The sequence below is a fragment of the Pseudomaricurvus hydrocarbonicus genome (assembly GCF_011602365.1).
GTDB lineage: Bacteria > Pseudomonadota > Gammaproteobacteria > Pseudomonadales > Cellvibrionaceae > Pseudomaricurvus > Pseudomaricurvus hydrocarbonicus.
On sequence record NZ_JAAONZ010000009.1, the window covers coordinates 97,258 to 123,370 of the forward strand.

Annotated in this window: 24 protein-coding genes and 2 riboswitches; of the genes, 11 read left to right on the plus strand and 13 right to left on the minus strand. The window is 53.3% G+C overall.

Annotation, left to right across the window (positions count from 1 at the left end; genetic code table 11):
* Positions 1-3 precede the first annotated feature (3 nt).
* The 9 genes from G8770_RS12820 to G8770_RS12860 all read right to left on the minus strand — a co-directional run bounded on the left by G8770_RS12820 (position 4) and on the right by G8770_RS12860 (position 9,619).
* Positions 4-885 (minus strand): thiazole synthase, encoded by an 882-nt coding sequence (locus G8770_RS12820; RefSeq protein ID WP_167187187.1) that lies wholly within the window; start codon positions 883-885, stop codon positions 4-6.
* A gap of 2 nt (positions 886-887) precedes the next feature.
* Entirely contained in the window at positions 888-1,091 is a 204-nt protein-coding gene (gene thiS / locus G8770_RS12825; RefSeq protein WP_167187190.1) for a sulfur carrier protein ThiS, read from the minus strand.
* Positions 1,085-2,227 carry a glycine oxidase ThiO gene (thiO, locus tag G8770_RS12830; RefSeq protein ID WP_167187193.1) on the minus strand — a complete coding sequence of 381 codons (1,143 nt, stop codon included), beginning with the start codon at positions 2,225-2,227 and terminating at the stop codon, positions 1,085-1,087. Before thiO ends, thiS begins: the two co-directional genes overlap by 7 nt.
* A gap of 23 nt (positions 2,228-2,250) precedes the next feature.
* Positions 2,251-4,227: a phosphomethylpyrimidine synthase ThiC gene (thiC, locus tag G8770_RS12835; RefSeq protein ID WP_167187196.1), complete on the minus strand. Its 1,977-nt coding sequence runs from the start codon at positions 4,225-4,227 to the stop codon at positions 2,251-2,253.
* 171 nt (positions 4,228-4,398) lie between these two features.
* Positions 4,399-4,511: riboswitch (TPP riboswitch) on the minus strand.
* A gap of 115 nt (positions 4,512-4,626) precedes the next feature.
* Complete coding sequence (locus tag G8770_RS12840) at positions 4,627-5,526, minus strand: phosphotransferase (protein WP_167187199.1); 900 nt, start codon at positions 5,524-5,526, stop codon at positions 4,627-4,629.
* Positions 5,519-6,172, minus strand: a complete 654-nt coding sequence (gene pnuC, locus G8770_RS12845) for a nicotinamide riboside transporter PnuC (protein WP_208022239.1) — start codon at positions 6,170-6,172, stop codon at positions 5,519-5,521. Before pnuC ends, G8770_RS12840 begins: the two co-directional genes overlap by 8 nt.
* A complete protein-coding gene (locus G8770_RS12850; RefSeq protein WP_167187202.1) occupies positions 6,173-6,421 on the minus strand; it encodes a YkoF family thiamine/hydroxymethylpyrimidine-binding protein in 249 nt (82 codons plus the stop codon).
* A gap of 201 nt (positions 6,422-6,622) precedes the next feature.
* Entirely contained in the window at positions 6,623-8,734 is a 2,112-nt protein-coding gene (locus G8770_RS12855; protein WP_208022240.1) for a TonB-dependent receptor domain-containing protein, read from the minus strand.
* 98 nt (positions 8,735-8,832) lie between these two features.
* A riboswitch (TPP riboswitch) is annotated at positions 8,833-8,935 on the minus strand.
* Between the two features lie 165 nt (positions 8,936-9,100).
* A complete protein-coding gene (locus tag G8770_RS12860) occupies positions 9,101-9,619 on the minus strand; it encodes a thioesterase family protein (RefSeq protein ID WP_167187205.1) in 519 nt (172 codons plus the stop codon).
* A 107-nt stretch (positions 9,620-9,726) separates the two neighbouring features.
* On the opposite strand from G8770_RS12860, the gene G8770_RS24560 reads away from it, so the two are divergent.
* The 7 genes from G8770_RS24560 to G8770_RS12895 all read left to right on the plus strand — a co-directional run bounded on the left by G8770_RS24560 (position 9,727) and on the right by G8770_RS12895 (position 18,736).
* Positions 9,727-10,707 (plus strand): helix-turn-helix domain-containing protein, encoded by a 981-nt coding sequence (locus G8770_RS24560; RefSeq protein ID WP_167187208.1) that lies wholly within the window; start codon positions 9,727-9,729, stop codon positions 10,705-10,707.
* A 156-nt stretch (positions 10,708-10,863) separates the two neighbouring features.
* Positions 10,864-11,745: a 3-dehydrocarnitine:acetyl-CoA trimethylamine transferase CdhC gene (gene cdhC / locus G8770_RS12870; RefSeq protein WP_167187210.1), complete on the plus strand. Its 882-nt coding sequence runs from the start codon at positions 10,864-10,866 to the stop codon at positions 11,743-11,745.
* Complete coding sequence (locus G8770_RS12875; protein ID WP_208022241.1) at positions 11,745-12,737, plus strand: 3-hydroxyacyl-CoA dehydrogenase NAD-binding domain-containing protein; 993 nt, start codon at positions 11,745-11,747, stop codon at positions 12,735-12,737. Before cdhC ends, G8770_RS12875 begins: the two co-directional genes overlap by 1 nt.
* Positions 12,738-12,816: 79 nt before the next feature.
* Entirely contained in the window at positions 12,817-13,017 is a 201-nt protein-coding gene (locus tag G8770_RS12880) for a hypothetical protein (RefSeq protein ID WP_167187213.1), read from the plus strand.
* Positions 13,018-13,209: 192 nt separating this feature from the next.
* A complete protein-coding gene (locus tag G8770_RS12885) occupies positions 13,210-14,802 on the plus strand; it encodes a BCCT family transporter (protein ID WP_167187216.1) in 1,593 nt (530 codons plus the stop codon).
* A gap of 180 nt (positions 14,803-14,982) precedes the next feature.
* Positions 14,983-17,136, plus strand: coding sequence for a TonB-dependent receptor (locus tag G8770_RS12890; protein ID WP_167187219.1), 2,154 nt, complete (start codon positions 14,983-14,985; stop codon positions 17,134-17,136).
* A 106-nt stretch (positions 17,137-17,242) separates the two neighbouring features.
* Positions 17,243-18,736: an alpha/beta hydrolase family protein gene (locus G8770_RS12895; RefSeq protein ID WP_167187222.1), complete on the plus strand. Its 1,494-nt coding sequence runs from the start codon at positions 17,243-17,245 to the stop codon at positions 18,734-18,736.
* A gap of 154 nt (positions 18,737-18,890) precedes the next feature.
* Here the strand turns inward: G8770_RS12895 and G8770_RS12900 are convergent, their stop codons facing one another.
* Both G8770_RS12900 and G8770_RS12905 read right to left on the minus strand, forming a co-directional pair.
* Positions 18,891-19,316 (minus strand): DUF5329 family protein, encoded by a 426-nt coding sequence (locus tag G8770_RS12900; RefSeq protein ID WP_167187224.1) that lies wholly within the window; start codon positions 19,314-19,316, stop codon positions 18,891-18,893.
* Entirely contained in the window at positions 19,300-20,196 is an 897-nt protein-coding gene (locus G8770_RS12905; RefSeq protein ID WP_167187227.1) for an endonuclease/exonuclease/phosphatase family protein, read from the minus strand. Before G8770_RS12905 ends, G8770_RS12900 begins: the two co-directional genes overlap by 17 nt.
* Before the next feature lie 401 nt (positions 20,197-20,597).
* On the opposite strand from G8770_RS12905, the gene G8770_RS12910 reads away from it, so the two are divergent.
* A complete protein-coding gene (locus tag G8770_RS12910; RefSeq protein WP_167187230.1) occupies positions 20,598-21,917 on the plus strand; it encodes a DUF2254 domain-containing protein in 1,320 nt (439 codons plus the stop codon).
* A 119-nt stretch (positions 21,918-22,036) separates the two neighbouring features.
* Here the strand turns inward: G8770_RS12910 and G8770_RS12915 are convergent, their stop codons facing one another.
* On the minus strand, positions 22,037-22,585 hold the full coding sequence (locus tag G8770_RS12915; protein WP_167187233.1) for an MOSC domain-containing protein: 549 nt from the start codon (positions 22,583-22,585) through the stop codon (positions 22,037-22,039).
* Between the two features lie 54 nt (positions 22,586-22,639).
* On the minus strand, positions 22,640-23,371 hold the full coding sequence (locus G8770_RS12920; RefSeq protein WP_167187236.1) for a tRNA (adenine(22)-N(1))-methyltransferase TrmK: 732 nt from the start codon (positions 23,369-23,371) through the stop codon (positions 22,640-22,642).
* A 355-nt stretch (positions 23,372-23,726) separates the two neighbouring features.
* Between G8770_RS12920 and G8770_RS12925 the strand changes: the two genes are divergently transcribed.
* From G8770_RS12925 to G8770_RS12935, 3 genes are all read left to right on the plus strand, one after another.
* On the plus strand, positions 23,727-24,059 hold the full coding sequence (locus G8770_RS12925) for a DMT family transporter (protein WP_167187238.1): 333 nt from the start codon (positions 23,727-23,729) through the stop codon (positions 24,057-24,059).
* A 270-nt stretch (positions 24,060-24,329) separates the two neighbouring features.
* Positions 24,330-25,331: a DUF808 domain-containing protein gene (locus tag G8770_RS12930; protein WP_167187241.1), complete on the plus strand. Its 1,002-nt coding sequence runs from the start codon at positions 24,330-24,332 to the stop codon at positions 25,329-25,331.
* Between the two features lie 134 nt (positions 25,332-25,465).
* Positions 25,466-26,086: a protein tyrosine phosphatase family protein gene (locus G8770_RS12935; protein ID WP_167187244.1), complete on the plus strand. Its 621-nt coding sequence runs from the start codon at positions 25,466-25,468 to the stop codon at positions 26,084-26,086.
* Positions 26,087-26,113: the final 27 nt, after the last annotated feature.

Genomic DNA, 26,113 nt, shown 5'->3' on the forward strand with positions numbered 1-26,113 from the left:
GGATTACGACTGGTGCCAAAAGGGTTGCCCGAGAGTCGGGGTGGAAGGGGAGGCGGTCTGGCTCTTGTGGATCAAACCGGCCAAATGGGCGTCGCGGCCGGCTTCAATGGCTTGCGCAAACGCGTGTGCCATGCGCACCGGATCACTGGCTTTCGCCACCGCGGTGTTTAACAGTATGCCGTCAAATCCCATTTCCATGGCCTCGGCTGCCTGCGACGGCGCACCCAGACCGGCGTCAATAATGAGGGGGGTGTTGGGAAGACGTTCACGCAATGTGCGCAGGTTATAGCGGTTCATTAACCCCTGACCCGTGCCGATCGGGGCACCCCAGGGCATTAATACTTCGCAGCCAACATCCAGCAGTTTTTGTCCCAACACAAGATCGTCCGTGGTGTAGGGCAAGACCTTAAAACCGCGTTTAACCAGCTCGGCGGCGGCTTCCACCAGACCAAAGGGGCAGGGTTGCAGATTGTAATCGTCCCCGACCACTTCCAGTTTTAGCCAGTTGGTGTTGAAAATTTCACGACTCATTTCAGCCAGGTTGATGGCTTCTTTGGGGGTTTTGCAGCCGGCCGTATTCGGCAGTAATCGACAGCCGGAGTCGCGGATGTACTGCCAAAACGTCTCGCCGTCCTGTTGGCTTTGATCTTGCTGAGGGCTTTGCCCTTGCAGTTGGCCGCTCCCGGTTGTTGGGTTCTGCCGGCGTAACGATAATGTAACCATGCCGGTGCGGGCTGCGCTGATGCTGTCACGCATCGTTTGCGGGGAGGGGTACAGCGCTGTCCCCAAAATAAAGCGGCTACTTAAGCTCTCACCGTAGAGGGTGAATGGAGTATCGGAAAATGCCGGCTGAGTTTCTGGGTTAAGTGAAGGCTTACGAGACATGCCTAGCCACCTCCTACGGGTTTCACAATATCAATTTGGTCGCCTGCGGACAGTGTCACCTGGTGGTATTGGCTGCGAGGAATGAACTCCCCATTGATGGCTGCCGCTGCCAGCGTGTCACTCAGTTGCCAGTGCGCCAGAGCCTCGGTCAGGCTCATGGTTCCGGGCAAAGTATGAGGTTCGTTATTCAGACTAACCGTTAACATAGTGAATGTTCTCTATTCGATGGCGAAGGCTTTTGGTTCGATGGCGAACGCTTTAACGATGTCGATATTCCCCGGGTTATGTGCGAAGTAAACACACTGGCCTCAAGTTCTAACACTTCGGCCAGTATGCACTCCACCACCGCCGGGGCCAGCAGGTAGCCGTGGCGGTACAATCCGTTGGCTCTGACTAAACCGGGCTGACGTTCAAGCCGGGGCCGGTTGTCCATCAGTGATGGACGTAAATTCACATCGGTCATAACGACGCGAGCTTCGGCAAAGGCCGGGTTTAACGCATAGAGCGCACTGGACAGTTCCAGATGGGAGCGCAAGCTGATCGGTGATCGATCCTCCGATTCAATTTCGGTTGCGCCAATAATGAACTGCTGGTTGGGCTTGGGTACGACGTAAAGCTTGTAACGGGGGTGCATAAATCGCACCGGGCGTTGCAACTCAAGCTCCGGGGTTTGCACCCATAAAACTTCCCCGCGGACACCGCGCAAATCCTTGATGTCAGGTTTAGCCCCAACACCGCGACAATCAATCACTTCATCAAAGCTGAGGCTTTGATGCTGGGTGTCGACCCGGTGGGCTTGCAGGCTCTGCACCGGGGTGTGCTCAAGCGTGCGCCCCCCCAGCGCCTGAATGTCGGCCAGCAGTTGATCGAGCAGCGCGTGATTGTCGAGGTGGGCTTCCGTGCGCAAATACAGGGCGCGATGAAAGTGGCTCAGATCACTTTCCAGTCGGGCAATTTGTGACTGCTCCAGCCATTCATAGTCGCTGCCGCACTGATCGCCGAGATGATGCTGCAGTTTGGCGGCGAATTGGGTGAGCTGAGAGGCATCCTGGGTGTGGGCGAGTACCAACGAGCCGCGTTCAGAGTAGCTGATCGGTCGTTGCAGTTGCCGGTTCCAGGCAGGCCAGAGTGCTAAACCGGCCATGCCCATGTCGTAAATCAGACGCTCACTGTCGACCACTTCCGACAGCGGTGAAATCATCGCGGCGGCGGTGCGCGCAGCGCCGGGACAGACACTCAAAGAGCCTGCCTCAAACAGTGTCACGTCACAGCCAGCCTGCAATAAACGCCAGCTGGTGAGGCGACCTAACAGGCCGCCGCCCACAACTCCAATGTTTTTCATGCGCGTTTACCCATTGATTGTGCTCAGACTTCTTTGTAGAGCTCGCTGCCCTGCGCTTTAAACTGTTGAGACATGGTGGCCATGCCTTCAACGGCTTCCCGACTTTCAGCGTCAAGCTTTAAAGAGCCCTCAGCGTTTATTAAAGAGCCCTCAGCGTTCAGCTTCGCCGAATAGTCACGGACTTCCTGAGTGATCTTCATGGAGCAAAACTTCGGTCCACACATGGAGCAGAAGTGCGCTACCTTGGCCGAGTCTTTGGGTAAGGTTTCATCGTGATAGGCGCGGGCGGTGTCCGGATCAAGACTCAGGTTGAACTGATCTTCCCAGCGGAATTCGAAGCGGGCTTTTGACAGCGCGTTGTCACGAATCTGCGCACCGGGCATGCCCTTGGCCAGGTCACCGGCGTGTGCCGCAATTTTATAGGTGATGATCCCTTGTTTAACGTCTTCACGGTTGGGCAAGCCCAGGTGTTCCTTGGGGGTCACATAGCAGAGCATGGCGCAACCGAACCAGCCGATCATGGCGGCACCGATGCCGGAGGAGAAGTGGTCGTAACCGGGGCTGATGTCAGTAATCAGGGGGCCCAGGGTATAGAACGGGGCCTCGTGGCAATGCTTCAGCTGTTCGTCCATGTTTTCTTTCACCATGTGCATGGGGACGTGGCCCGGACCTTCGATCATTACTTGCACATCGTGCTTCCAGGCAATCTGGGTCAACTCACCCAGGGTGCGCAATTCGGAGAACTGGGCTTCGTCATTGGCATCCTGTAAGCAGCCCGGGCGCAGGCCATCACCCAGGGAGAAGGAGACGTCGTACGCCTTCATGATTTCGCAGATGTCCTCAAAGTGTGTGTAGAGAAAACTCTCTTTATGGTGGGCAAGACACCACTTGGCCATGATGGAACCGCCGCGGGAAACAATACCGGTTAAGCGTTTGGCGGTCATCGGTACGTAGCGCAGCAGGACGCCGGCGTGAATGGTGAAATAATCCACGCCCTGTTCGGCTTGTTCGATCAAGGTGTCACGGAAAATTTCCCAGGTCAGGTCTTCAGCCACGCCGTCCACTTTTTCGAGGGCCTGATAAATGGGTACCGTGCCAATGGGGACCGAGGCGTTGCGCAGAATCCATTCCCGAGTTTCGTGAATGTGTTTGCCGGTGGACAAGTCCATCACGGTGTCGGCGCCCCAGCGAGTACCCCAGACCAGTTTTTCGACTTCTTCTTCGATGGACGAGGTGACGGCCGAATTACCAATGTTGCCATTGATTTTGATGTGGAAGTTGCGGCCGATGATCATGGGTTCCAGCTCAGGATGGTTGATGTTGGCTGGAATGATGGCACGGCCTTCGGCCACTTCTTTGCGAACAAACTCCGCGGTGATTTCCTGGGTGACGTTTGCGCCCCAGGTCTGCCCCGGGTGTTGATGGTTGATCACGTCGTCCTGGCTTAACTGGGCACGGACAATGTTTTCACGGATGGCAATGTATTCCATCTCAGGAGTGATGATGCCCTGGCGGGCGTAGTGCATCTGGCTCACGTTGTGACCGGCTTTGGCAATACGGGGCTCGTGTTTACCATTAAAGCGCAGGTTTTCCAGCGCAATGTTTTGCTCGCGAATCTGGGTGTATTTGGAGCTGGGATTGGTCAGGACTTCAGTGTCGTTGCGTTCCAGAATCCAGTTCTGACGCATTTTGGGCAAGCCTTTACGGACATCGACATCTACATTGGGATCGGTGTAAGGGCCGGACGTATCATAGATGCGGATGGCCGGATTAATTTCCAGAGAGCCATCTGCCAGGTGCGTGGGAGCCAGTTCGATCTCACGCATGGGGACCTGAATGTCCGGGCGTGAACCTTCAATGTAAATCTTTTTCGAGGCGGGAAACGGGGCGGTGGTGAGCTCCTGAACGCTGGCGGTTTCGCTCAGTCTGGGAATGCCGGATTTGGTTTCGGAGCTGTTGGTGTTCTTGGTGGTGGCGTTGTCGATAGTGGCGCTGGTCATGGCAATGATTCCCTGAGTGATGCAATGATCGTCGGGGGCTGCCTGACCTTGGCTTTTGAAGAAACCGAGGTCTCACTATTGGCTGATGCTCAACGTATTAAGCGTTTAATGCCGCTTGGTCTGTTGCTCAGTTGAAACTCTTTTACATCAACCGAGGCTGACGCTGAGGGTCATAGTGAACTACTTGATTCCTACGCAGGTGCTAACCTGATCAGGTGCAGCGGGTTTCTTTTGATCTCAGCCAGGCCGTTTGTAGCAACGGTCCGGCACCCCGACAAGTGGGATGAAGCCTAGCGATTTTTTTGATTGGCCGCAAGCACCCCGAGTGATTTTTTTATTGCTCGGTGTGGTGTGGACGATTTTTTGTGAGACGAGAGAGCGTTTTTGTACGAAGGATTTTTAATCTTGAAGGGCGTTTAATAAGTTTTTGAGACGTTTTTCACACTTGTCCACGTACTCAGGCTGCTTCAGTGTCAGCCACAACCATTCCGTGAAACGTACGACAAAGCGAAACAATTTCAGTGAGTTATGATGACTGGTTTCGCTTTTGGTTTTCAAGGATTTAAGTCCGCTGTTGCTCCAGTAGGTGTTTGAAAGCAGTTGGGTTTGTTTTTCCGAAAGGTTAAAAAACTCCGCAAGGCTGGCGAGCTCAAAGTAGGGGGAGTTGTAACAGGCATATTCCCAGTCGAGGAAATAAAATGTCGAGTTCCGGTACAAAATATTGTCCGGGTTCAAGTCGTTGTGGCACAAACACTGATCGGGATGTTCATCAAGGATCTTCACCAGTGCGTGTCTGGCTTGAGCAAAAAGACGGATGGAGTCCGGTGGCAGCTGTTTGCCCGAAGATTGAATGACGCTGTCCCAATAGCGATCACAGTGTCGCAGTAAATCAAAACTGGGCAGCTCGCAGTTTTGGCTGTGCAGCTGGTGCAGTGATTGACACAGGACATCGAGATTCTGAATGGGTTGCCAGGGTTCGCCCTCAATGTATGCCGTTACCAGAGAGGCTGAATCCGCCCAGACAATGCCGGGGGCGAGATTGTCGACCAAACCCATTAAGAAAATTTCTTGCTCCCTGGTCATGGCCAGGGCACGACTTCCATGGTTTTCGATGCGTACGGCAAACAGCGTCTCATCGTTGCCGACGAGGTACGTCTGATGACTCAACCCGCTGTTGAGGGAACCTTTCAGGTGTGGCTCACTTTGCAGTTTCGAGGACCACTGGGGCCATCGTCGAAGTGTCTCTCTCAGCGGCTTGGACACCGGTATTGGCACTGACGGGTTACCGTGTTCAGCCATTGGAAGCAACCAGCTTTGTGTCTTTTTGCGTGAGCTCGTCCTTTAGCTGGCGCTGCCAATTGAAAAAGCCAAACACACAAATGACCAGATAAGCGACAAACAGCACAGCAGTTAAATGCAGGCCGCGATCCAGATACATAAAAATAGAGATGCCATCAATGACCAGCCAGTAAAGCCAGTTTTCCAGCACTTTGCGAGTCACCATATAGGTGGTCAGTATACTGCCCCAGGTGGTGAACGAATCCACATAAGGCCAGGCAGCCGTCGTGTTTTCATGCAGTAAATAGCCACTGCAAGCGGCAACAAGGAGGACCGCGGAGATGGCCGACAAGTGGTGTTTGCCGCTCCAGGTGTGGATGCGGATGCCGTGATGATCGGTGGCCCCAAACTTCCATTGATACCAGCCGTAAACCGCCATTACCAGGTAATAGATTTGCAGAGCCGATTCCATCAGCAGGCTGGCGTCCCAGAACAGGGCAATAAAGATCAAGGTACTGAAGAAGGCTGCGTACCAACACCAGAGGCTTTCTTTCATGGCCAGCAGTAGGTACAGCACGGCGAGGATGACCGCGACAGCTTCCCAGCCTGACATGGCGTGTAAGGCCGACACAATGGATTCTGGCCAACCGGTCATCCAGTCGCTCATCTAAAGGGCCTCATAGGCCGGCAAAAATTTGGTGACGAACACACCCATACCGTGTTTTTCCCGGTGGGCCTTCATCTCGACTTTTAGGATGTCCATCACCCGGTCAAAGTCACCCATGACAACCGTCGCGGTGGGAAAGGTTTGCACCTCAACGTCGTTGTATGTGTTGAGTCGATCAATGAAATCCTGAATGGGTGGAATAAAATCTTCCTGATTCGGGTAGAGGCTGATATCAACGCTGACTTTCATAATAAACACTCACTCTTTCACTGCTGTTAACCATTGTAGACCCCTTAATGATACGTCATTGCGAGCGGAGCGCGGCAGCGAGGTAAATTGCCCGGCGAGCCGCGCATCGCACTAACCACGCATCTTTCTGAATACCATTACCGTGCTTGGCCCGCAATGGCCTATATCTGTATTTTAGGGGGTCTGATCTACATTGTACGTTTAAAAACTGTAGCTGCCCCTGACACCGACGATACGCGGTTCACCGTATTGGTAGTAAGGTTCGGTGGCGTAGAATTTCCGAGGGTCATTGCCAAAGCCGCCAAAGCCGCGCACCTGGTAATCCTCATCGGTCAGGTTGCGGCCCCAGAGTGCCAGCTGCCAGTCTTTTGCGTCATAAGTGATGTTGGCATTCCACAGTTCATAAGCGTCAGATTGTTCGTCGTGGTTGTCGGAAAAATAGAACTTGTCTTTGCCTTCCACCTCCAGTCGAGCGCTTAGACGTTCGGTGAAAAAGTATTGACCGCCCAGGCTGAATTGATAAGCCGGGGCGTGAGCCTGCTCGCGGCCATCCAGGTCTTTGCCGTCGGCGTTGACGAAATCTTTCAGCTCCGTATTCAATAAACCGAGACTGCCATCAAGCTGCCAATTGGTTGAGACCTGCCATAAAAGCTCCAGCTCCAGTCCGTAGTTATTCCCTTGCGCCGCGTTGGCCTGATAATCAATAAATTCGCAAGGGCAACTGCTGCCTGCATTGGGCACCAGCGTAGACTGCTTTACTTGAACATCATCGCGCTGTTGGTAAAACAGGGCTATCTGCGCATGCAGGCTGTTGTCGCGCAGGCTGAATTTGGATCCGACTTCGTAATTGAGCATGTGCTCGGTATCGTAATCGCGCAACTCGTTAGGTAGGCTGGGGTTGTTGTTGACGCCGCCGGTTTTGTAACCGCGGGACACCAATCCATAGACCATGGTGTCAGCGTCGAGTAAATATTCCAGGGCGAGTCGACCGCCCCACAGGTCTTCATCCCGATCGAACGTGATCAGGTTGTTGTCGCTGAAGTCGGATTCGTGTTGCTCCAGGCGCAAGCCCGCCGTGAGCGTAAGCTGGTCAGTCAAATGCGTTTCCAGCTGAGAGAAGACGCTCATATTGGAGGTTTCGTAATCGCTGAGATAATCCTGGCTGGCGTAGGTGTATTCGCGCTCTAGGTCTTCATCCTGATGGCGATAGTAAATTCCTGCAACCCAATCCGTTGTGCCATTGAACAGTTTACCGTCCTCGGTTGATACCAGTCGCACCTCGGCAGTTTGCACGCTTCGGTTACGGATGTAATTGTCCTTGCTGTTGTACTCCCAGCCGTCACAGGCCTGGCCGGCGCAGATGGCGGGGTAGGCCCAGTCTTCATCGTAACCGTATTCCATGTTGGTGTTGGACGCGCTGGCCAGGACCTGGGTCTCAAACGCTTGGGCACCGCTGTAGGTGGCTTTTACGCCTGCTGCCACGCTTTCCTGGTGATCGTGCCCGGGTTCGTCCGATAACGTGTGACGGGTATTGTCCAGTGAAAAACCGTCGTAGCCATTGTCGACATCCACATAAAACAGATTGGTGTCGACGGTGAGTACGTCAGAGGCCAGCCAGCGAAGTTTGCCGCGCAGCGTTTGTTCATCACGGTTATTGGTGTCGTCACGATTCAGGTAATCGTTCTCGATATAGCCGTCGCTGAGGTTTTGCTGAGCGGAAAAGCGGTACAGCAGGGCGTCTGTTAACGGGCCGCTGACGACGGCGCCGAGGGAGTAGGAGTCATACTCGCTAAGGCTGGATTCAACCCGCCCTTCAAAATTTTCACTGGGATCGGCGGTTTTCAAATTGATCAGCCCGGCGAGTGCGCTGGCGCCAAAGCGTGTTCCCTGGGGACCGCGTAATATTTCCACCTGTTTGACATCCAGCAGGGTTCCGGCCGTGCCTAAACCGCTGAAATCCATGTCGTCAATGATGACACCAACCGACGGATTCAGCGGCTCAACAAATTGGCTGCGCTCGCCAATACCCCGTATCTGGTAAAAACGGGCTCGGGACGCACCACTGGCGTAATTGACGTTCGGCGCCAGGTTTAAAATCTCTTCGAGATGCAAAGCGCTGCGCTGTTCGATCACTTGTTCACTGATCACCGTTAGGCTGGAGGGGATTTCGGTGACTTTGGCGTCGCGGAAATCCGCTGTAACGTTAACGATGGGCAGGTCATTGCTCGTCGCAGACAGCACCTGAGTGCTGGCAAAACTGGCGCTCAGCAGTATGAAGGGCAGGGCTAAAGGGGGAAATTTGGGGTGTTTCACGGCGGTCTCCACTACAGTTATAGAGACCCGGATGAGATGCGTATTATTAAGGTGAGTGGCGGCCTGTGGGTGTATTCTTCACTCGTGCTCGAGTGTCGTGACAGGCTGCCTCCTATCCCTACGCCGGCATGATCCGGATCAGGTTCAAAGGGTCAGCAGCGTGACTGCTTCTCAGGTCCAGGACCTCCCCTTAGGAATGCCGCCATTGTATGCCTTAGTCGAGGGTGTCACAAGCGGTCTGCACGCCGTAACCTGTGCCTCGTGCGAGCAATGGGAGAATCAGCAAGAACGAGTACGTCCTGAGGCTAATATGTTGAGTCTAATGCGGTGGTGTCCATGTCGGTGGCCGCAAGCGGTATCCCGCCGCTAGCGTTGGCCGACACGGCGTTGCGCCAGGTCTGGGAGGTCCAGGGCCTGGTGCTTTTTCAGCAACCCGTCAATTTGGGTTTTGATCGTGGGTGGGAATGGCTGTGTTCGCCCTGAGTCCGTATCGACATACAGCACCAACAGTTCGGTAAACGCGAGCTCTTGTTGGCTGTCACTGTGAATCATTCGATGACAAAAACGCAGCTTTTTATCACCGCTTTCCAGCAGTTGCGTGATCACAATGAGGGGCTCACCCAGGCTGACTTCCTGCAAATAATTGATGTGGGCCTCAACGGTATAGGCTGAGCAGTGATTCTGCTGGCGGTATTCGCTGCCGATGCCAAGCTGTTCATAGAGGTTATCCGTGGCATACCCAAACACCAGTACATAATAGGCCTCACTCATGTGGCCGTTGTAATCAATCCACTCCGCAAGCACGGGTCCCTGATAGGTTATGGGGCGTGAATCCGTCGGCTGGAGAGGGGCTTGGTGTTGTTCGGACGATGAGTTGAGGGACATAGGGGCAGTTCGCGTATTAGACAGTCGGGTTGTTATGGTAATCTTGCCGGGTCTAGACTGTTGATTGTAATCGACACAAAATTGTTCATTTCCGACAGGTGTTAGCCGTGTTTGCCGATCGTACCCCACAGTTGCCGTTGCGTATTACGTTTCTCCTGATTCCGGGGTATTCCATGATCGGGGTGTCCGCCATGATTGACCCCTTGCGCTGGGCAAACCGAATCAAGGAGAAAGATGTTTACGAGTGGGAGATTGTCTCGCTGGAAGGTCAGTCGGTGTGTGCCAGTAATGGTCTGATGCTTGAGTCCGTGCGTCGGTTTGCCGATGTCGAAAGCACGGACATGCTGGTGGTGTGTGCCGGGTTTGATCCGCAAAGCCATGAAAGCTCTGCGGTCTTTGGCCCTCTGCGGCGACTGGCACAGATGGGAACCTTACTGGGGGGGCAGGATACCGGCAGCCACCTGTTGGCTGCTGCAGGCTTGCTGGACGGCTATCGAGCGGCCATGCACTGGGAGCATCTCAACAGTTTTACCGAGGATTTTCCGGACGTTGAGGCCGTCGACGACATCTACGAGGTCGACCGGGACCGTTTTTCCTGTTCCGGGGGCTTGTCAGGGCTGGATCTGATGCTGTACCTGATAGAGACTATGTACGGCAACGAACTGGCTCTGGCGGTGTCCGATGAGCTGATTTACACCCATCGCCGTCAAGCGGACCACCCGCAGCGCATGACGATTCAGGCCCGTTTTGGTATCAACAACGCCAAGCTCATCTCGGCGATTAAATTAATGCAGCGCAAGCTGGAAGACCCTTTGAGTATCGGGACCCTGGCCAACCAGGTGCATGTCTCCGAACGCGAGCTAGAAAGGCTGTTCCGTAAGTTTCTGGACACTACGCCGGCAACATTTTACCGGGATTTACGCCTGGAACAGGCGCGCCTGCTGCTGCATCAAACCGCCCGTAACATCACCAGTGTCGCGGTGGCCTGCGGCTTTACTTCAGTATCCCACTTTTCCCGCTGTTACAAGGCCCGCTATGGCCGCACACCCAGCAAAGACCGGGTGGCGGAAAGTTACAGTGCCTCTTGATCCAGCGTTTTGTCGGTTTTTTGACAAAATACGTCGGCTGCGTGCCGGGGCGGGAATATAAACCCGGTATATTAGCTCACTGTTTTGCCTGGTGTTGGCTAGAGGCACTATGTCCACCGCACCCAGGTGCCCTAAATACAAACAGTGAGGCCTCCTATGAATCATGAAGTCATTATTACCTGCGCCGTGACCGGCTCCGGGGATACCGTAGGAAAGCACCCGGCCATCCCGGTCACCCCGAAAGAAATTGCCGACGCCGCCATTGAATCTGCCAGCGCCGGCGCAGCGGTGGCACACATCCACGTCCGCAATCCGGAAACCGGGCAGTTTACCCGAGAAGTTGCCTATTACCGCGAGGTAGTGGAGCGTATCCGGGAGAGCAGCAGTGATGTGATTATTAATCTGACGGCCGGCATGGGCGGGGACCTGGTTCTGGACCCGCAAAACCCTTCGCAGTTCATTGCCGGTACCGATCTGGCCAACGCCACGGAACGCCTGGTACATATCGAAGAGTTAAAGCCTGAGATCTGCACGCTGGATTGCGGCAGCCTGAACTTTGGTGAATCCATTTACATCAGTACCCCCGATATGTTGCGGCAAATGGCGGCTCGCGTGAAAGCGTTGGGGGTTAAGCCCGAGCTGGAAATCTTTGACACGGGTAACCTGATGTTTGCCCTGCAGATGATGAAAGAGGGCTTGCTGGATGAGAAGCCGCTGTTTCAATTGTGTCTGGGTATCCCTTGGGGGGCGCCGGCCGATACGGCGACCATGAAGTTGATGGCTGATTTGCTGCCAGAACACGCGAACTGGGCTGGCTTCGGTATTTCCCGTATGCAAATGCCCATGGTGGCCCAGGCAATGTTGCTGGGCGGCAATGTTCGGGTGGGGTTGGAAGATAACCTGTTTTTGAAAAAAGGTGTTTACGCCAGCAACGGTCAACTGGTCGAGCGCGCCGTGAGCATCATTGACAATCTGGGAGGGGCTGTGGTCACACCAGCCAGGGCCAGGGAAATACTCGGCTTGCGAGGTACCCAGTAATGCAGGATATGAACGTGAATGGGGGACAGTCAGAACGTCCAGCTCCGGCAGACGTCACCGCCGTCGGCATTTTGGGTACCGGTGTTATTGGCGGCAGCTGGGCCTGTCATTTTTTGCGGTATGGCCTGGACGTCGTGGCTTTTGATCTGGCACCGGGAGCAGAGGAGCGGTTGCGTAAGCGGGTACTAGACGTTTGGCCACAGCTGGAAGAGCTGGGGTTAAAAGGTGATGCCAGCCCGGGTAAGCTGCGTTTCGTTGACAGCCTGAAAGAATTGGGTCAATCGGTTTCCATCATTCAGGAAAGTACCCCGGAAGATTTGGCAGCCAAACAAACCCTGTTTGCCGAAATTGATGCGGCAGTACCGGGCCATGTTGTGATCTCGTCCAGCACTTCCGGTTTTCCCATGACTCAAATTCAGGCGCTGTGTGCCAATCCTGCGCGCACCGTTGTCTGCCACCCATTTACGCCGCCGCACATTGTGCCGTTTTGCGAAGTCGTGGGTGGTGAAAAAACCGCTGTAGAAATCGTCGATTGGGCAGCGGATTTTTTTCAACACTTTGGTAAACAAGTCGCGAAAATGGACCAAGAGCTTTATGGCTTTATTGGCAATCGCTTGCAGGATGCCATTTGGCGTGAAGCCCTGCACATGGTTGCGAATAACGAATGTTCCGTGAGTGATATTGATAAGTCCATTGCCTATGGTCCCGGACTGCGCTGGGCGATTTTTGGCCCCTGCATGAATATGGCGATGTGCGGTGGTGAGGGCGGTATGGCACGAATGCTGGATCACTTTGGTCCATCATTGAAAGAACCCTGGACACGACTGGAATCCCCGGAACTCACCGATCAGCTCTACGCTGATATGGTGGCGGGTGCGGATGAAGTCCTGGCCGGTCGCTCCATGACTGAGTTGATGCAGGAGCGGGATGAATTGCTGATTCGTATTCGTAAAACCATCGAAGACTACCGGGCTGAAAAGCAAAAGCAGTAGCAAATTAAAGCTATTCGTCTGTGGTGTAGTGATTTTGGGGTGGATGTAGCCAATTTTACGTGCGTACTGGACGTGTTGGTTGCCCGCCTTGAAAGGCATTACTCGCTGTGCGAGTATTCACCGGTTGGGTATTCCATTGGTGGTGCAGGAGCCCCGCCAATGGAATACCCAACCCGCATTTAACGCCGAGGAAAACGGTTGGTTAAATGCGTTCGACGTACAAGGTAACGTAAGGTTTGTCAGAAGCGTACGACTGGAAGTTATGATCGACACGCTGTGACGATGTGCTGTGAGAAAATAGTCATATCAAAGGTCGGTGTAGTTATCCACTTACTGACCCTTTGAGTGTTAAATTGCAAGCTTTACCTTGTTTGTCCTTTTTATCTCAGAGCCACTGCCCGTTGGTGTCCTGATGATTTCTTAAAGTGCTCCTGTTGATCGTCAAAAGTTTAATATTAAGGTTGATTACAACGTGGAAGCTCAAGCGGACTCTGATACGGGCCTGTCCAACCCGACAAAAAACTCTTCACTGGATTTTTCTGTTTTCATCCCGTCCTTGATAGTGACATTCGCTGCTGTTTTTTTTCTGCTCAGTGATCGAGAGCTGGCGGCTTCTGTCGCGAGTGGTGCTATGGCGGCGGTGACGGGAAATTGGGGATGGGTATTTTATTTTTTTTGCTTTAGCACTTTCGTTTTTTCCATATGGCTGGCTTTTGGCCGTTTTGCTCATGTGAAGTTAGGCCGGGCCGAAGAGGGCAAAGAGTTTTCTGAGCTCAGCTGGGCTGCGATGATGTTTTCCTCGGGTATCGGTATTGGCCTGGTGAGTTGGTCCTTTGTAGAACCTATTTATTATTTGCAAAGTGCGCCCATGAATATTGCTGCACACTCTTCGAAAGCGGCTGAGTGGGGGCATATGTATGCCTTGTTTCACTGGAGTTTTGTGCCCTGGGCATTATACGCCTTGCCCGCTGTCGCAGTGGCTTATGGACTCTATGTTGAGCGCAAACCATCGTTACGCATCAGTTCTGCCTGCAGTCGTGTTCTTACAGGTCGTACAGCAAAGCCATTAAACTCGCTCATCGACACTCTGGTCATTCTGGGTTTGGTGGGTGGAGCCAGTACCTCACTGGGGCTGGGGGTACCTTTAGTGTCCGCCTTTGTGGCCAACATATTTGATGTTCCGGATACTTTCTGGACCCAGATGGGGGTCCTGCTGGTCTGGACAATAATTTTTGGTACAAGCGTGTACAAGGGATTAAAAGCCGGTATTCGAATTCTGAGTGATATCAATATTTTTCTGGCGATTGCGATTGTCCTGTTTATTTTGTGTGTGGGGCCAACCGTTTTTATTCTCTCGATGACTTCCAACAGCTTTGGGTTGATGCTGAATAATTTTACCCGCATGAGCTTTTGGTCAGACCCTATCGAGCACTCGGGTTTTCCTGAGAGCTGGACGTTGTTTTATTGGGCCTGGTGGGTGGCCTATGCCCCTATGATGGGGTTGTTCTTTGGACGAATATCGAGAGGCAGAACCATTCGTCAGCTGATTTTAGGGGTGGTCGGTTGGGGCAGCCTGGGCTGTGTTTCTTTTCTCTCGGTCTGTGGCGCCTATGCTATTGATCTGGAGCTAACAGGGAAATTGCCCGTGTCAGATCTTCTGTCCGCCAATGGAATTCCCCAAACGGTCGTGGCTATTGTCAATACCCTGCCTTACAGCGGCATTATTTCCACCTTGTTCACATTGTTGAGTTTTGTCTTTTTGGCCACCACGCTGGATTCTGCGGCCTACGTGTTGGCCAGTATCAGCACCAAGAATTTGAAGGGCAATGAAGAGCCGGCTAAATACAATCGCCTGACCTGGGCATTTGCTCTGGCTGCAGTGGCGGTGGGGCTGCTGCATGTGCAGGGGCTGAAAATCGTTCAGTCATCGACCATTGTCACGGCATTGCCGCTGATCCCGGTGTTAGGTCTGTTGCTCTGGTCCATCACCCGATCCCTGAATGAAGACTTCGGTCAACGGTTAGGCCACAAAGCAGTCTCAATCGACGATAAACGGAAAGAATGATCGGTTCTCGGCGGATTTAGACGGGTTTTGAGCGGATTTAGTCATAAATCCAGAACGCTATCACTCTACAGTTTACGGCTTAAGTTTAGAGTTCTAAGCTTTGAGACCCGAAGGCAGGATGGGCGAGTCTCAAACCTCAGGTACTCCGGACGTTATTGGTGTGTAACTCAGGAGAAATTAATGAAAAGATCCATTTTGGGCGGTGCCGTTGCCGCTGTGGCTCTATCCGCAACTGCTGGCGCTGACAACTTCGCTATTGAAGAAGTCGTCGTCACGGCACAAAAGCGTGCAGAAAGCCTGCAGGATGTGCCGATCGCCATTACGGCTTTCAACAGTCAAATGATGGCCGAAGCGGGCATTGACGGCATCGATAATGTGGCACAGTTCACTCCTGGCTTCGCCATGACCTCTTACAACAAGTCCACCCCGCAACCGTACATTCGCGGGATTGGCACCAACACTTCGGGAGCCGGTGACGACGCCTCGGTTGCCATGTTCATCGACGATGTCTATATCAGCCGAGCGGGTGCCTATGACAGCAACCTGTTTGATCTGGAGCGTGTCGAAGTGCTGCGTGGCCCACAGGGCACTTTGTACGGTAAAAATGTGGTGGGCGGTGCGCTGAACATCACAACTCGCAAGCCAAATATGCAGGAGTTTGAAGGCCGCCTTCGAGTCGACCTGGGCAACTACAACAAGCGTGATTTTCAGGCTTATTTCTCTGGCCCACTGACAGACTCGCTGGCCGGTAAGATCTCACTGGCCGATGCCAAACGCGATGGCTACATTGAAAACACCCATACCGGTAATGATGTACAGGACGAAGACTCACAGGCCGTTCGCGCAGGATTGCTGTGGGATGCGGCCAGTAACATTACGGTGAACTGGGGTGTTGATGCCTCTAAAGTTCGGGAATCCGGCGTGGGGCGCGTGTTGAACGGCGATCCCATATTTGGCATCTCGGCCACATCGCCAAACATTAACGATCGTGACAAAACCTTCAGCCCCCATGATGGTTTCACCGATCGTGATGTGGCGGGCACTTCCCTCAAAGTCGATTGGGAAACTGACTACGGCACCGTAACGTCGGTCACAGGCTACCGCACGTCCGATTATCAATTCTATGATGACCTGGTACCCGCGGTGGATTTGAGTGGTCGAAACTTGAGTTATGCCAGCAACTATACCGACGAAAATGAGAAACAGTTTTCGCAAGAAGTCCGACTGGTGAACCCGCTCAGCGACAGCCCCTGGGAGTGGACCGTGGGTTTGTATTACTTCCATGATGACATAGACCGCCTGGAACAGTGGGGCACAGAAGCTCTGGGCGGCGGCACTGCAGATTTTGATGCCACCAATACCACAGAAAGCAAGGCGGTGTTTGGTCAGCTTAGCTACAACCTGAATGACTGGCGTTTTACCGCCGGTGGCCGTTACACCAATGAACGCAAGGACTTTACCCTGGATACATCCGGTTACGAGCCCTATTTTACCGCGATGTACAGCCCGTTTAGTGTAGACGCCGATAAAAGCTGGGATAACTTTTCCGGTAAGTTCAGCATCGATTACATGGGGATTGAAAATGTCCTCATCTACGCCTCCATGAGTGAAGGCTTCAAATCCGGTTCGTTTAATTCCCTGGCGCCAGCCACTGATGTGGCGGTTCAGGCTTTGGATCCTGAATTGGCCAGACAGTATGAGTTAGGCCTGAAGTCCCAGTGGTGGGATGACCGTGTGCGCTTCAATGCGGTGGCGTTTAATATCGATTATCAGGATTTACAATCGTTCCTAACTGACAGTAGCGGACAAATTATTGTAGAAAACGCGGGTAAAGCAACGTCACAGGGGATTGAGCTTGAACTGACCGTTCTGCCTCTTGAAGGACTGGAATTGAATGCTACCTACTCTTACCTGGATGCCACCTATGATGAGTATGTCTCTGGCGGTGCGGATTACTCCGGCAATCGCCTGACCCGTGCGCCCAAAAACACCTATACGCTGTCCGGCAGTTACACTTTTGCGATTGGTGAGAGTGGGGATCTGAGCTTGCGTCTAGATTACCTGAATCAGGGGGATATATTCCGCACCGCTGACAATGATGACAACAGCAAGATCGACGGTTACGGGTTGTTGAATGCCCGGGTAGGGTTTACCTCCTACGACGGCTCTTGGGAAGTTGCGCTCTGGGGTAAAAATCTGACCGACAAGGAGTACGCAGTTTTTCGCAATGACTTCTCGGTACTGAATTCTTTCTACAGCAACGATGGTGTGACCACTTCGGATATTTTGGGGGCTCCCCGTACTTACGGCCTGACCCTTACTTACAATATGTAACAGGGGAGGGAGTGACATAATACCGTCGCGTAAAACGAACGCCTCCTGTTGGGGGCGTTTTTTGTACCAATTTCTGGAACGCTGTTCCTATCATCAGGAGAAAACTATGCGCTGGACTCAAACAGCACTGGGCCTATTGAGTGTTTTGGCGATGATGAGCCTGCTGGGCTGCCAGAAAGCCGCCGTTGAGCAAGAGTCGGCCGGACTTAAGGCTACGGACTCGCTTTACAGTGTGGGTAATACCACCGTGTTTATTCACGATAAGTCACGAGCATATGATTCCGTTGCCGGTGTGAATACGGGCGTTCGTACCTTGATTACTGAAATCTGGTACCCCGCAGATAGCGTTGAGGGCGTCCGCCGGGCGACCTACGGTGACTATGTATTTGGCAGCCGCGAAGCACACAAACGCATGATGACGGAAACCACATTTTTTCATTTAACGCCGGAAACTGTTCGTGAAGGTGTAACCGCGCAGCAGATGAATGCGGCCATGGACGAGCTTTTTGAACGTGAGCGTGCTAGCTATGTGGATGCCACGCCGGCGTCTGCGGGCGAGCCATTTCCCGTGGTGGTGATGACCCACGGTGATGCCGGCAGCCGATACAACATGCAGGGTGTATGCGAACTGCTCGCAGCACACGGTTATATTGTCATAGCGCCTGAGCATACCGGTAATACCCCATACAGCATGACCGGTGAGGATCCGGCTCTGTGGGAAGAAGGGGGCGATCCCGAGTTCAAAGCTGAAATGGCAACAGTACTGCCGCTGTTGGATGAAATGGGCATGTACAATCACAACGCCCAGTGGGGACAGACCTACGCGCCGGGCAAAGATTTGATGACGCCTGCGGGTCTGCAAGCTTTCGACGCCGAATTGCTGGAGCGGGTCAACGATTTACGTGCGGTGATTCAGCAGTTGGACGTCATGAATCAGGGGGGACGCTTCGAAGGTAAAATTGATCTCGACAAACTGGGTCTGATGGGACGCTCATTTGGAGGGGCCACGACCCTGGCTGGACTGGCATTGGTAGACCAGTTCAAAGCGGGTATGGCGGTGGTGCCCCCGGTGTTGCCGGATTTTCGAGGTATGTTCCCGAGCGACATGCTCAAGCCGCAAGGCGTTGAATCGACGATCCTGGCCAGCCGCGGCGAGACGATATTTGACCGCCTGCACAAGCCCACCCTGTTGCTGTCCGGGGCAGAGGATAAAACCATCATTGGGATTGAAGTGATGCTGGCGTCCGCCCTGGAAGCGCCAAAGCCGACACCCAAACAGCCACTGCCCATGCTGTATCAGTTGTTTAAAAATTCTGAGCAGCCTGCGTATTGGGGGCTGCTGGCGAATACCAATCATGGCTCTTTTGCCGAGTCCAGCCCCTATTGGTGGCCAGACATCAAACCGGACACATTCCCCCGAGTGTTGACCGAGGGTGAAGACTATACCTTACTGGACGCCAGCAAAGCGCACCAAATTCAGCAACAAAAAGCACTGCAGTTTTTCGATGTGTATGTAAAACGGGACGTTGCTGAAACGCCCAAACTGATCGCCAATCCTTTTGCCGCTGATGGGTTGGAATGGGAGGTCAAAACACGTTAAAGCACCAGCGATCATGGCGCATTGCATGGTGTCAACCAGGCACAAAAAAAGGGGCTGTCAATGGCCCCTTTTTTAATTGTCGGTTTTGAATGGTCAACGCTGCTATCGGCTGATATGAGATTGACACACGCAATCTTTGATAAAGCCGGTGATGTCATTGACGGTCATGTTGGCGGTATTCCTTCAAGGCGTTATACAGCCAGTCATGTGATGTCAGCTGCTTGCCGTCTGCGGTCACCACCGTATAGGGCTTGCGGGTGATTGAGCTTTTACTGGCCAGGTTGTCAATGAAGTCTTCGGCGGTCCTGGCGTAACGGGCCGCTCGACGGTATTTCATCGCGAGATGCTCTGCCGCATCTTTGGCGGTGTGGTCACTGCCATTGCGGGTGAAGGTCGCGTTACTCTCGGCAATGTAGCGAATTAAATAGTCTATTTCCTGCCTGGCGGCAATGTCTTCTTCAGTTTCACCGGCATAGGCCCTGGAAGGTGGAGCGGCCAGAAACAGGCTGCTCAGGAAAAGAGTCGCCAGCAGCATTGTCAGCCGGGTGCATCGGGTGAGAGGCTCAGTGCTCAATAACATTCAGAACATCCGGTAACGTTTCAGGCGTGACTGTGCCTATTTTAGCGAGGGCATTCTTAGCCAGGGCATTGCTGGCCAGGGTGGCTGGCGTGGGTTTATTCACAGGGCTCAGGTCAACGTTCACCAACAATGGGTTGTGGTCCGAACTGGAATAGGTCGGCACTTCAGTATCACTGATGTCTATGCCCCGGACCCAGACATGATCCAGGGGTTGTCCCCAAAAACGGGTGCGGTTATCGTGGTGAAAATCGGCCGAGACGAGACCCGCTGACTGCAAGCGTTCATCCAGTAATTTACCTCGGCGAAGGCTCCAGCTGTTTAAGTCACCCGCAAAGACGACGGGGCCCTGATGCTGCTGAATGATGGCAATTACGTCATCCAGTTGCTGCCGGTAATCTGCCAGCCCCAGAGAAAAATTGATCGCATGTAAATTGATGGCCAATAAACGCCGCCCATCACTGATCACATATTCGACCACATTGGTGGCTTTGGGGGTCCTGAGCCAAGGTTCCTGATGGACAAAGTGACAGTGCACCGTGGCAGGCCAGCGGCTCAGTGTTAATACGCCCGATTGAAGAGTGCCATCGCTATAGCCGGGCGCAAAGCGCCAATAGGGTTTGAGCCCCACCAGCTCATGATTGAGCAGTGCCTCTTGCAGCAAAACGATATCAGCCTGGCTGTTGAGCTGAGCCAGATCCCGTGTCAGGTTTTCACCTTGGGCCTTGTATATATTCCAGCTGACCAGGGCGATCTGATCAGGCAGTGCGTAATTGTCGGGGTAGGTATTGGCCTGGCTGGTCCGCAGCTTTTGAATGCAGTTGTCAGGTGCCAATACCAGATCTGTCCGCCCGGCGCGATCATCGGAGGTTAATGCACCCATAACGTCAAGCGTCGTCGTTATCGCGTTAGTCAATACCGCGTCTGCAGGTAGGGCAACAGAACCCGTGCCGGTGTTTGGGCTGGGTAGCCGTCCAGCGAATGCCGCCGGCACTGACTTGTTAGACGCTTGTGAGTTCTCCGTGACCGTGCACCCGGCTAATGTCAGGCTGAGCAGGGTGGCAATAGCTGAGAGTAACAGGTTAAATTTGGTCAATGGGTTCGCCCGACGTCAATAAGAAACCGTTAGAGTTTATTGCAGTACCTTTTGTTCCACTAGGAACAAATAATTCTACCTTCAAAAGTATCGCTCTGTGTACGGTATAAGGCAGCGCAGAACAGGGTTGTTGGCTACGCTTTAAGCTTAAACCGCTAAATTGACTGCTGAAATGGATAACTGCTCAGATGTATGAACGCTTTTGCTTCATTGTGAACCGGATTAAAGAACGCCTGTGGGTCAAGCCGTTGTTGATGTGTGGTTTATCCATTGTTGCAGCTTTTCTCGCCCAAATGGCGGATGACGTGAGTTTTATGAGTATTCATGCGCCAGATGTGGCGCCGGAATCGGTCGAAACCCTGCTCACGGTCATGTCTTCCAGCATGCTGGTGATCGCCACCTTTTCGGTGGGGTCCATGGTCACGGCATACGCCTCGGCGAGTAACACCGCCACACCTCGTTCCTTTCCTCTGGTGATCGCGGACGATGTTTCCCAGAATGCCTTGTCGGCGTTTGTCGGTGCTTTCATCTTCAGTATCGTCGCGCTGGTCTCGGTGCAAAACAGTGCTTACGACAAGGCCGGACGCTTTGCCCTGTTTGTGCTGACAATATTGGTCTTTGCTCTGGTCATTGTCATGTTTGTTCGTTGGGTTGATCGCATTGCCCGCTTGGGGCGCCTGGGGTCCACGGTCGACAAGGTCGAGGCGGCGACGGCCAGCGCCCTGACGTTGCGACGGCAGGCGCCAACCTTAGGCGCTTCTGCCGTTGTCGGACGCAGCGACCTGGCCGCTGATCCAGCAGCTGTGGCCATATACTCAGAATCCATTGGTTATATTGAGAGAATAGATGTACCGGCGTTACAAGAGTTGGCCCAAAAAATGAGTATCCGGGTTGAGGTGGCTGCGTTGCCGGGTACCTTCGTAGCACCGGGTCGAGCTTTAGCGTATGCGTGTGAGCAGCTGGATGGCGGGAACGGCAAAGACAAAGACAACCCCGAAGCGTTTGACTTGAGCAAGTTAGCCGCCCCCTTTTTGATTGGCCGCACCCGCACTTTTGATGAAGACCCCCGTTTTGGGCTGGTGGTGTTGTCGGAGATCGCCAGCCGAGCGTTATCCCCGGCCGTGAATGATCCCGGCACTGCCATTCAGGTGATTGGCAGTTTTGTGCGTTTGTTTTCGCTGTGGGGCGAGTCGGCGGACACAGGGCAACAGCCCGAGGTGAAGCACGATTTAGTCTCAATGCCGGAGCTGTCCGTTGATGACCTGTTTGAGGATGCCTTTGTGGCCATAGCTCGCGATGGCGCGCACAACATAGAAGTGGTCCTGCGTTTGCAAAAAGCGTTGCAGGCACTCGCGTTGATCGGTGACGAGCCGATGCGAAGCGCGGCCATCCAGCAGGGGCTGCTCACCTTGCAAAGGGCGGAGCTGGCACTGGATTGCGATCGGGATTTACGCCTGGCCAGAGAATCTGCGGGTTTTGCTCTCACGGGTGGCAGCAAAACCCCATAGCGGGATTATACGCATAGCTCGTGTAGATAAGGTGTCGTCAGTATTTGGCTCATGTTCGGGGGCACCGTCTGTAAAACGGCCCGTTGGCTGGATACGGTGAGGATCAGGGCTTGAAGGTGTTACAGCAATGTTATCTGAGGGGTGTAGAGGCGTACTTCGTCGCCCACTGCAATCTTCCCGCTTTGCAGGATTTTACAGCACAGACCCCCATAGCCGAACATGGCAGCCAGACCGCCCGGGCCCAGGGCGTGTTCCATTCTGATACAGGGGTGGCACAGCGCATTGGCCTCAAAGATCGCTTCCCCTATTTGAAACTTTTGGTGCCGCAAGGCATTCAGGTTAATGCCCTTAACGACCAGGTTGCGGCGTAACAACTTGGGGTCAATGGGACCGGTGTCGGGATCAGGATTGTTGCGCAGCTCCCGGTTGAGGTTCAAATAATGGGCGGTTAATTGAATGAATTCTTTGCTGATGAGGGTGACCTGGCGGGATGACCCCGGAGTTTTCTGCATGCGGTGGTCACCCTCCAGGCCTAAATCCATGACGGCATTGGCGGACTGGACAACCGTCATCTCCGCTTTTCGCTCCGGCCGCAGACCAATCCAGGTCAGTTGTCCCGGAGGTAATTTGCCAATGTAGCGTGACATGAGTTGTTGCTGAGAGTTCATGTATGCACCGGTTGATCGAACACAAATGATTGGCTTTTCTTTTTAAAGGATAGCTTATGACGCCGTGTCCAGCTGTTGCCAAAGGGTCTGGTAAATGGTCAGCACACGCCGGGCTTCCCGGGCGTTTTCTCCCAGAGTTCGTCGCTGGTAATGTCGGATCAGTTTGGACAGGTAGCGATGATGCACTGCGTCGTTTAAATCCCAGTGTTCACCGGTTTTGCTGACTGGCTGGGGATGTGGCTGTGGTGAGTTCCAGCGTGCACAGATGATTTCATAATCCCGGCCTTTCTCTGTCACCATGGTTTCATGCTGCAGTTCAAACGGCTTTTCCGCCAGATATTCGCGCAGATCAAACTGGGTTGTGGTCGGGCAAAAGAGGAAGTCCAGAGAGTGACCCTGATGATTGTGCAGAATTTGATGAATGATATCGATACTGAGCTCTCCGCCAATACCCGCAATGATGATCAGCGGACGTTTATCGGGGGCCAGTTGCAGCTGGCCGGCGTCGGCGGTAAACGCCTGGTAGCGGTCAGCAGGATACACTTTGAGTCGCTGTTGTAAGTCGTCAATAAGGTGCCGCGCCTGATCCACAAAGTAGACCTGTTCGCAGAGTTCCTGGGCCAGTATTTTGATGCCAAGATAGCCGTGGTCGCAGCAGCAGTCCCAAATTTCCTGGTAAGATTGAATGGCCTGAGCCGACTCTATCCATTCATAGATGGCTCTCAGACGTGCGCCCAGGTAGGGCATTTTAGGCTGGATAACAGCTGCTTGAGTGGGTGCGGACATCGACTTGGTATCTGGAGGGTGAAAAGGACGCTATTCGGAGCCGCCATCTTAAGGAATCTGCCATAGGATAGCTACCAGTGGATAGTCGCTGAAACAGGAGCTAAGGTCTTAATGGCCTCAGTTTAGCCGCCCAGGATTGGCTTGCTGAATGTGACACAAGCAGCGCTTTGGCGCGCCCGAAGGCGACTTTAAGCCTGTTTTAGCGTTACCACTGGTCTTGGGATGGTCAAATCGCAAGACCTGCAGTCGTGTAAAAAGACCATGACCGCTGTACACTTCTGAACGGATTGACGTTCACCTGGGGTATGGGGTGCAACTTGCCCATTATTGAGATGGTTTATCGAGAGTGTAGTGAATGAAAAATTGGGTCTTTTTGCTGTTTGCGATTGTGTCTGAGGTGGTGGCAACATCTGCCCTGAAGCAAAGCGAAGAATTCAGCAAAGTAGGCCCCACCATTGTGGTTGTGGTGGGGTATTTGATTTCCTTTTATTTTTTGTCTCTGACGTTGAGAACGATACCGGTTGGGATTGCTTACGCGGTCTGGTCGGGTGTCGGGGTGGCTCTGATCAGCCTGGTTGGCTGGGTGCTATTTGATCAAAAGCTGGACGCACCGGGAGCCTTCGGTATCGCGCTCATTGGCGCGGGGGTGATAGTCCTGAATGTGTTTTCAAAAACGGCTGTGCATTAGACCTGGTGGCCTTTGAGGCCGGGTAATGTTTGAGCAGGGAGGCAGGCACACAGGCCCGTCGTGCAGGCTGTCTGAAATGCAAGCAGTGTCTGAAATGTAAACAGTGTCTTTAATGAGAACAGTGTCTTTCATGTGAGCAGTGACTGTAACGTAAAGCGTAGCTGCCAGCAGTCGCAGTCAACATGGTTTTTTTTGAACAGGGTCACATGGCAATCATAGTTGCCGGTTAAGCTGACCGGCACCAGTATTTGACGGATTAGGGATAGGCAGATGGCAGGTACTAGTTTGCTGGCATTGCTGGATGATATTGCCAGTATGTTGGATGATATTTCCGCAATGACCAAAGTCACGGCCGGTAAAACCACGGGTTTACTGGGGGATGACTTGGCTTTAAACGCCAATCAATTGACGGGACTCAGGGCCGAGCGGGAGTTGCCGGTGGTGTGGGCGGTGGCTAAGGGGTCGTTCATCAACAAGGGGATCCTGCTGCCCTTGGCGTTCCTGATTTCTGCCTTCATTCCCTGGTTGATACAACCACTATTGATGTTGGGTGGCGCTTACCTGTGTTTTGAGGGCGCTGAGAAAGTCTGGCACTTTTTGGCTCGTGGTAAAAAACACACTACGCCGGCAGTGGTTGTTGCTGGAAACACCGCTCACGATGCAGCCGCTGCCCAGCTAACCGAAACCCGAAAACGCACAGAATCGACCCGTAATAAGTTGACTAAATCGCGCGAAGAGCTGCTGGTGTTCGAGAAAGATAAAATCAAAGGGGCCATTCGCACGGATTTTATCTTATCCGCTGAAATTATTGTCATTGCGTTGGGGACGGTTCAGCACATGGCGTTAATGGGGGCGATTGTTGTCGTCTCATTGATTGCTGTTCTCATGACAGTTGGGGTCTACAGTTTAGTTGCCGGGATCGTCAAACTGGACGATGTGGGACTGTATTTAATCACCAGAGCCGGTGACGATACGGGCGCGTTTTCGGCCAGGCTGGGACGTGGAATTTTAAGCATGTGCCCGGGTATGATGAAAACCTTATCCATTGTGGGGACACTGGCGATGTTCCTGGTGGGTGGCAGTATCCTCATGCATGGGGTTCCTGTTTTTGCGCATGGGGTGGAAGAGTGGTTTCATGCCCAGCATCTGGCAGCCTGGGTGAACTGGATCGGCATTTTGCTGGTCGAAATGCTGACGGGCCTGGTTCTCGGCAGTGTTTTGGTGGTTATCATTTCGGCCATCATGCCCGCCTTTCAAAAAGAAAAAGCTTAGAGGCGAGGGTGTTGATGTCTCTGGACTTCGATGCGCCCAAGGCTCAATGCAATCAACAGTTCAAGGCAGTCCACAGCTCAGTGAAATTCACAGCTCAGTAAAATCAGAATTTTAGCCAATGAGGGTAGGTGTTTATGCTATATAAGAAAAGTGTTCAAGGGCTCACTTGGCAGGCTGGTATTAACGCCTCAGCCGCAGTATTGCTCTGCGTATCCACGTTGAGTGTTATTGGCTGTACTTCTGAGGCGAATAAGGATCAGGCGCCTGGTGAATCGGTGCACGTGCCAGACCCACAGCAAGCGGCGTCCATTCAGCAGTTGTCGATTCAAAATTTGCACCACCCGGAATCAGGCGTCTACTCCAGTGGTCAGCCCACCAAAGACGACTTCATTAAACTCGCGGATGCCGGAGTCAAAAACATTATTAATTTGCGCCCAGATGATGAACTGGACTGGAATGAAGGCGAGTATGTAGAGCTGTTAGGGATGAACTACTATTCTCTGCCGATCACCACAGCTGATGATCTGACCGTCACCAACGCCACCGTGCTCGATGCCCTGTTGCGCAACCTTGACGGTGAAACGACCCTGGTGCACTGCTCGAGTGGTAATCGGGTGGGAGGTCTGATTGCCGTGCGTGAGGCAGCGATCTATGGGAAAGATACAGAAGCTGCGCTGGAAACGGGTGAGGCATGGGGGCTGACGCGCCTGAAGCCCATTGTTGAAAAAATCCTCAAGGCCGAAAACCCGGAATAAACACTTCGGGGATGGCGGCCTCGTTCA

Coding starts and splice junctions, on each gene's coding strand:
- G8770_RS12820 (WP_167187187.1), bottom strand. CDS start 885: ATGTCTCGTAAGCCTTCACTTAACCCAGAAACTCAGCCGGCATTTTCC.
- thiS (WP_167187190.1), bottom strand. CDS start 1,091: ATGTTAACGGTTAGTCTGAATAACGAACCTCATACTTTGCCCGGAACC.
- thiO (WP_167187193.1), bottom strand. CDS start 2,227: ATGAAAAACATTGGAGTTGTGGGCGGCGGCCTGTTAGGTCGCCTCACC.
- thiC (WP_167187196.1), bottom strand. CDS start 4,227: ATGACCAGCGCCACTATCGACAACGCCACCACCAAGAACACCAACAGC.
- G8770_RS12840 (WP_167187199.1), bottom strand. CDS start 5,526: ATGGCTGAACACGGTAACCCGTCAGTGCCAATACCGGTGTCCAAGCCG.
- pnuC (WP_208022239.1), bottom strand. CDS start 6,172: ATGAGCGACTGGATGACCGGTTGGCCAGAATCCATTGTGTCGGCCTTA.
- G8770_RS12850 (WP_167187202.1), bottom strand. CDS start 6,421: ATGAAAGTCAGCGTTGATATCAGCCTCTACCCGAATCAGGAAGATTTT.
- G8770_RS12860 (WP_167187205.1), bottom strand. CDS start 9,619: ATGTCCCTCAACTCATCGTCCGAACAACACCAAGCCCCTCTCCAGCCG.
- cdhC (WP_167187210.1), top strand. CDS start 10,864: ATGAATCATGAAGTCATTATTACCTGCGCCGTGACCGGCTCCGGGGAT.
- G8770_RS12875 (WP_208022241.1), top strand. CDS start 11,745: ATGCAGGATATGAACGTGAATGGGGGACAGTCAGAACGTCCAGCTCCG.
- G8770_RS12890 (WP_167187219.1), top strand. CDS start 14,983: ATGAAAAGATCCATTTTGGGCGGTGCCGTTGCCGCTGTGGCTCTATCC.
- G8770_RS12895 (WP_167187222.1), top strand. CDS start 17,243: ATGCGCTGGACTCAAACAGCACTGGGCCTATTGAGTGTTTTGGCGATG.
- G8770_RS12900 (WP_167187224.1), bottom strand. CDS start 19,316: ATGTTATTGAGCACTGAGCCTCTCACCCGATGCACCCGGCTGACAATG.
- G8770_RS12905 (WP_167187227.1), bottom strand. CDS start 20,196: ATGGGTGCATTAACCTCCGATGATCGCGCCGGGCGGACAGATCTGGTA.
- G8770_RS12910 (WP_167187230.1), top strand. CDS start 20,598: ATGTATGAACGCTTTTGCTTCATTGTGAACCGGATTAAAGAACGCCTG.
- G8770_RS12915 (WP_167187233.1), bottom strand. CDS start 22,585: ATGAACTCTCAGCAACAACTCATGTCACGCTACATTGGCAAATTACCT.
- G8770_RS12920 (WP_167187236.1), bottom strand. CDS start 23,371: ATGTCCGCACCCACTCAAGCAGCTGTTATCCAGCCTAAAATGCCCTAC.
- G8770_RS12925 (WP_167187238.1), top strand. CDS start 23,727: ATGAAAAATTGGGTCTTTTTGCTGTTTGCGATTGTGTCTGAGGTGGTG.
- G8770_RS12930 (WP_167187241.1), top strand. CDS start 24,330: ATGGCAGGTACTAGTTTGCTGGCATTGCTGGATGATATTGCCAGTATG.
- G8770_RS12935 (WP_167187244.1), top strand. CDS start 25,466: ATGCTATATAAGAAAAGTGTTCAAGGGCTCACTTGGCAGGCTGGTATT.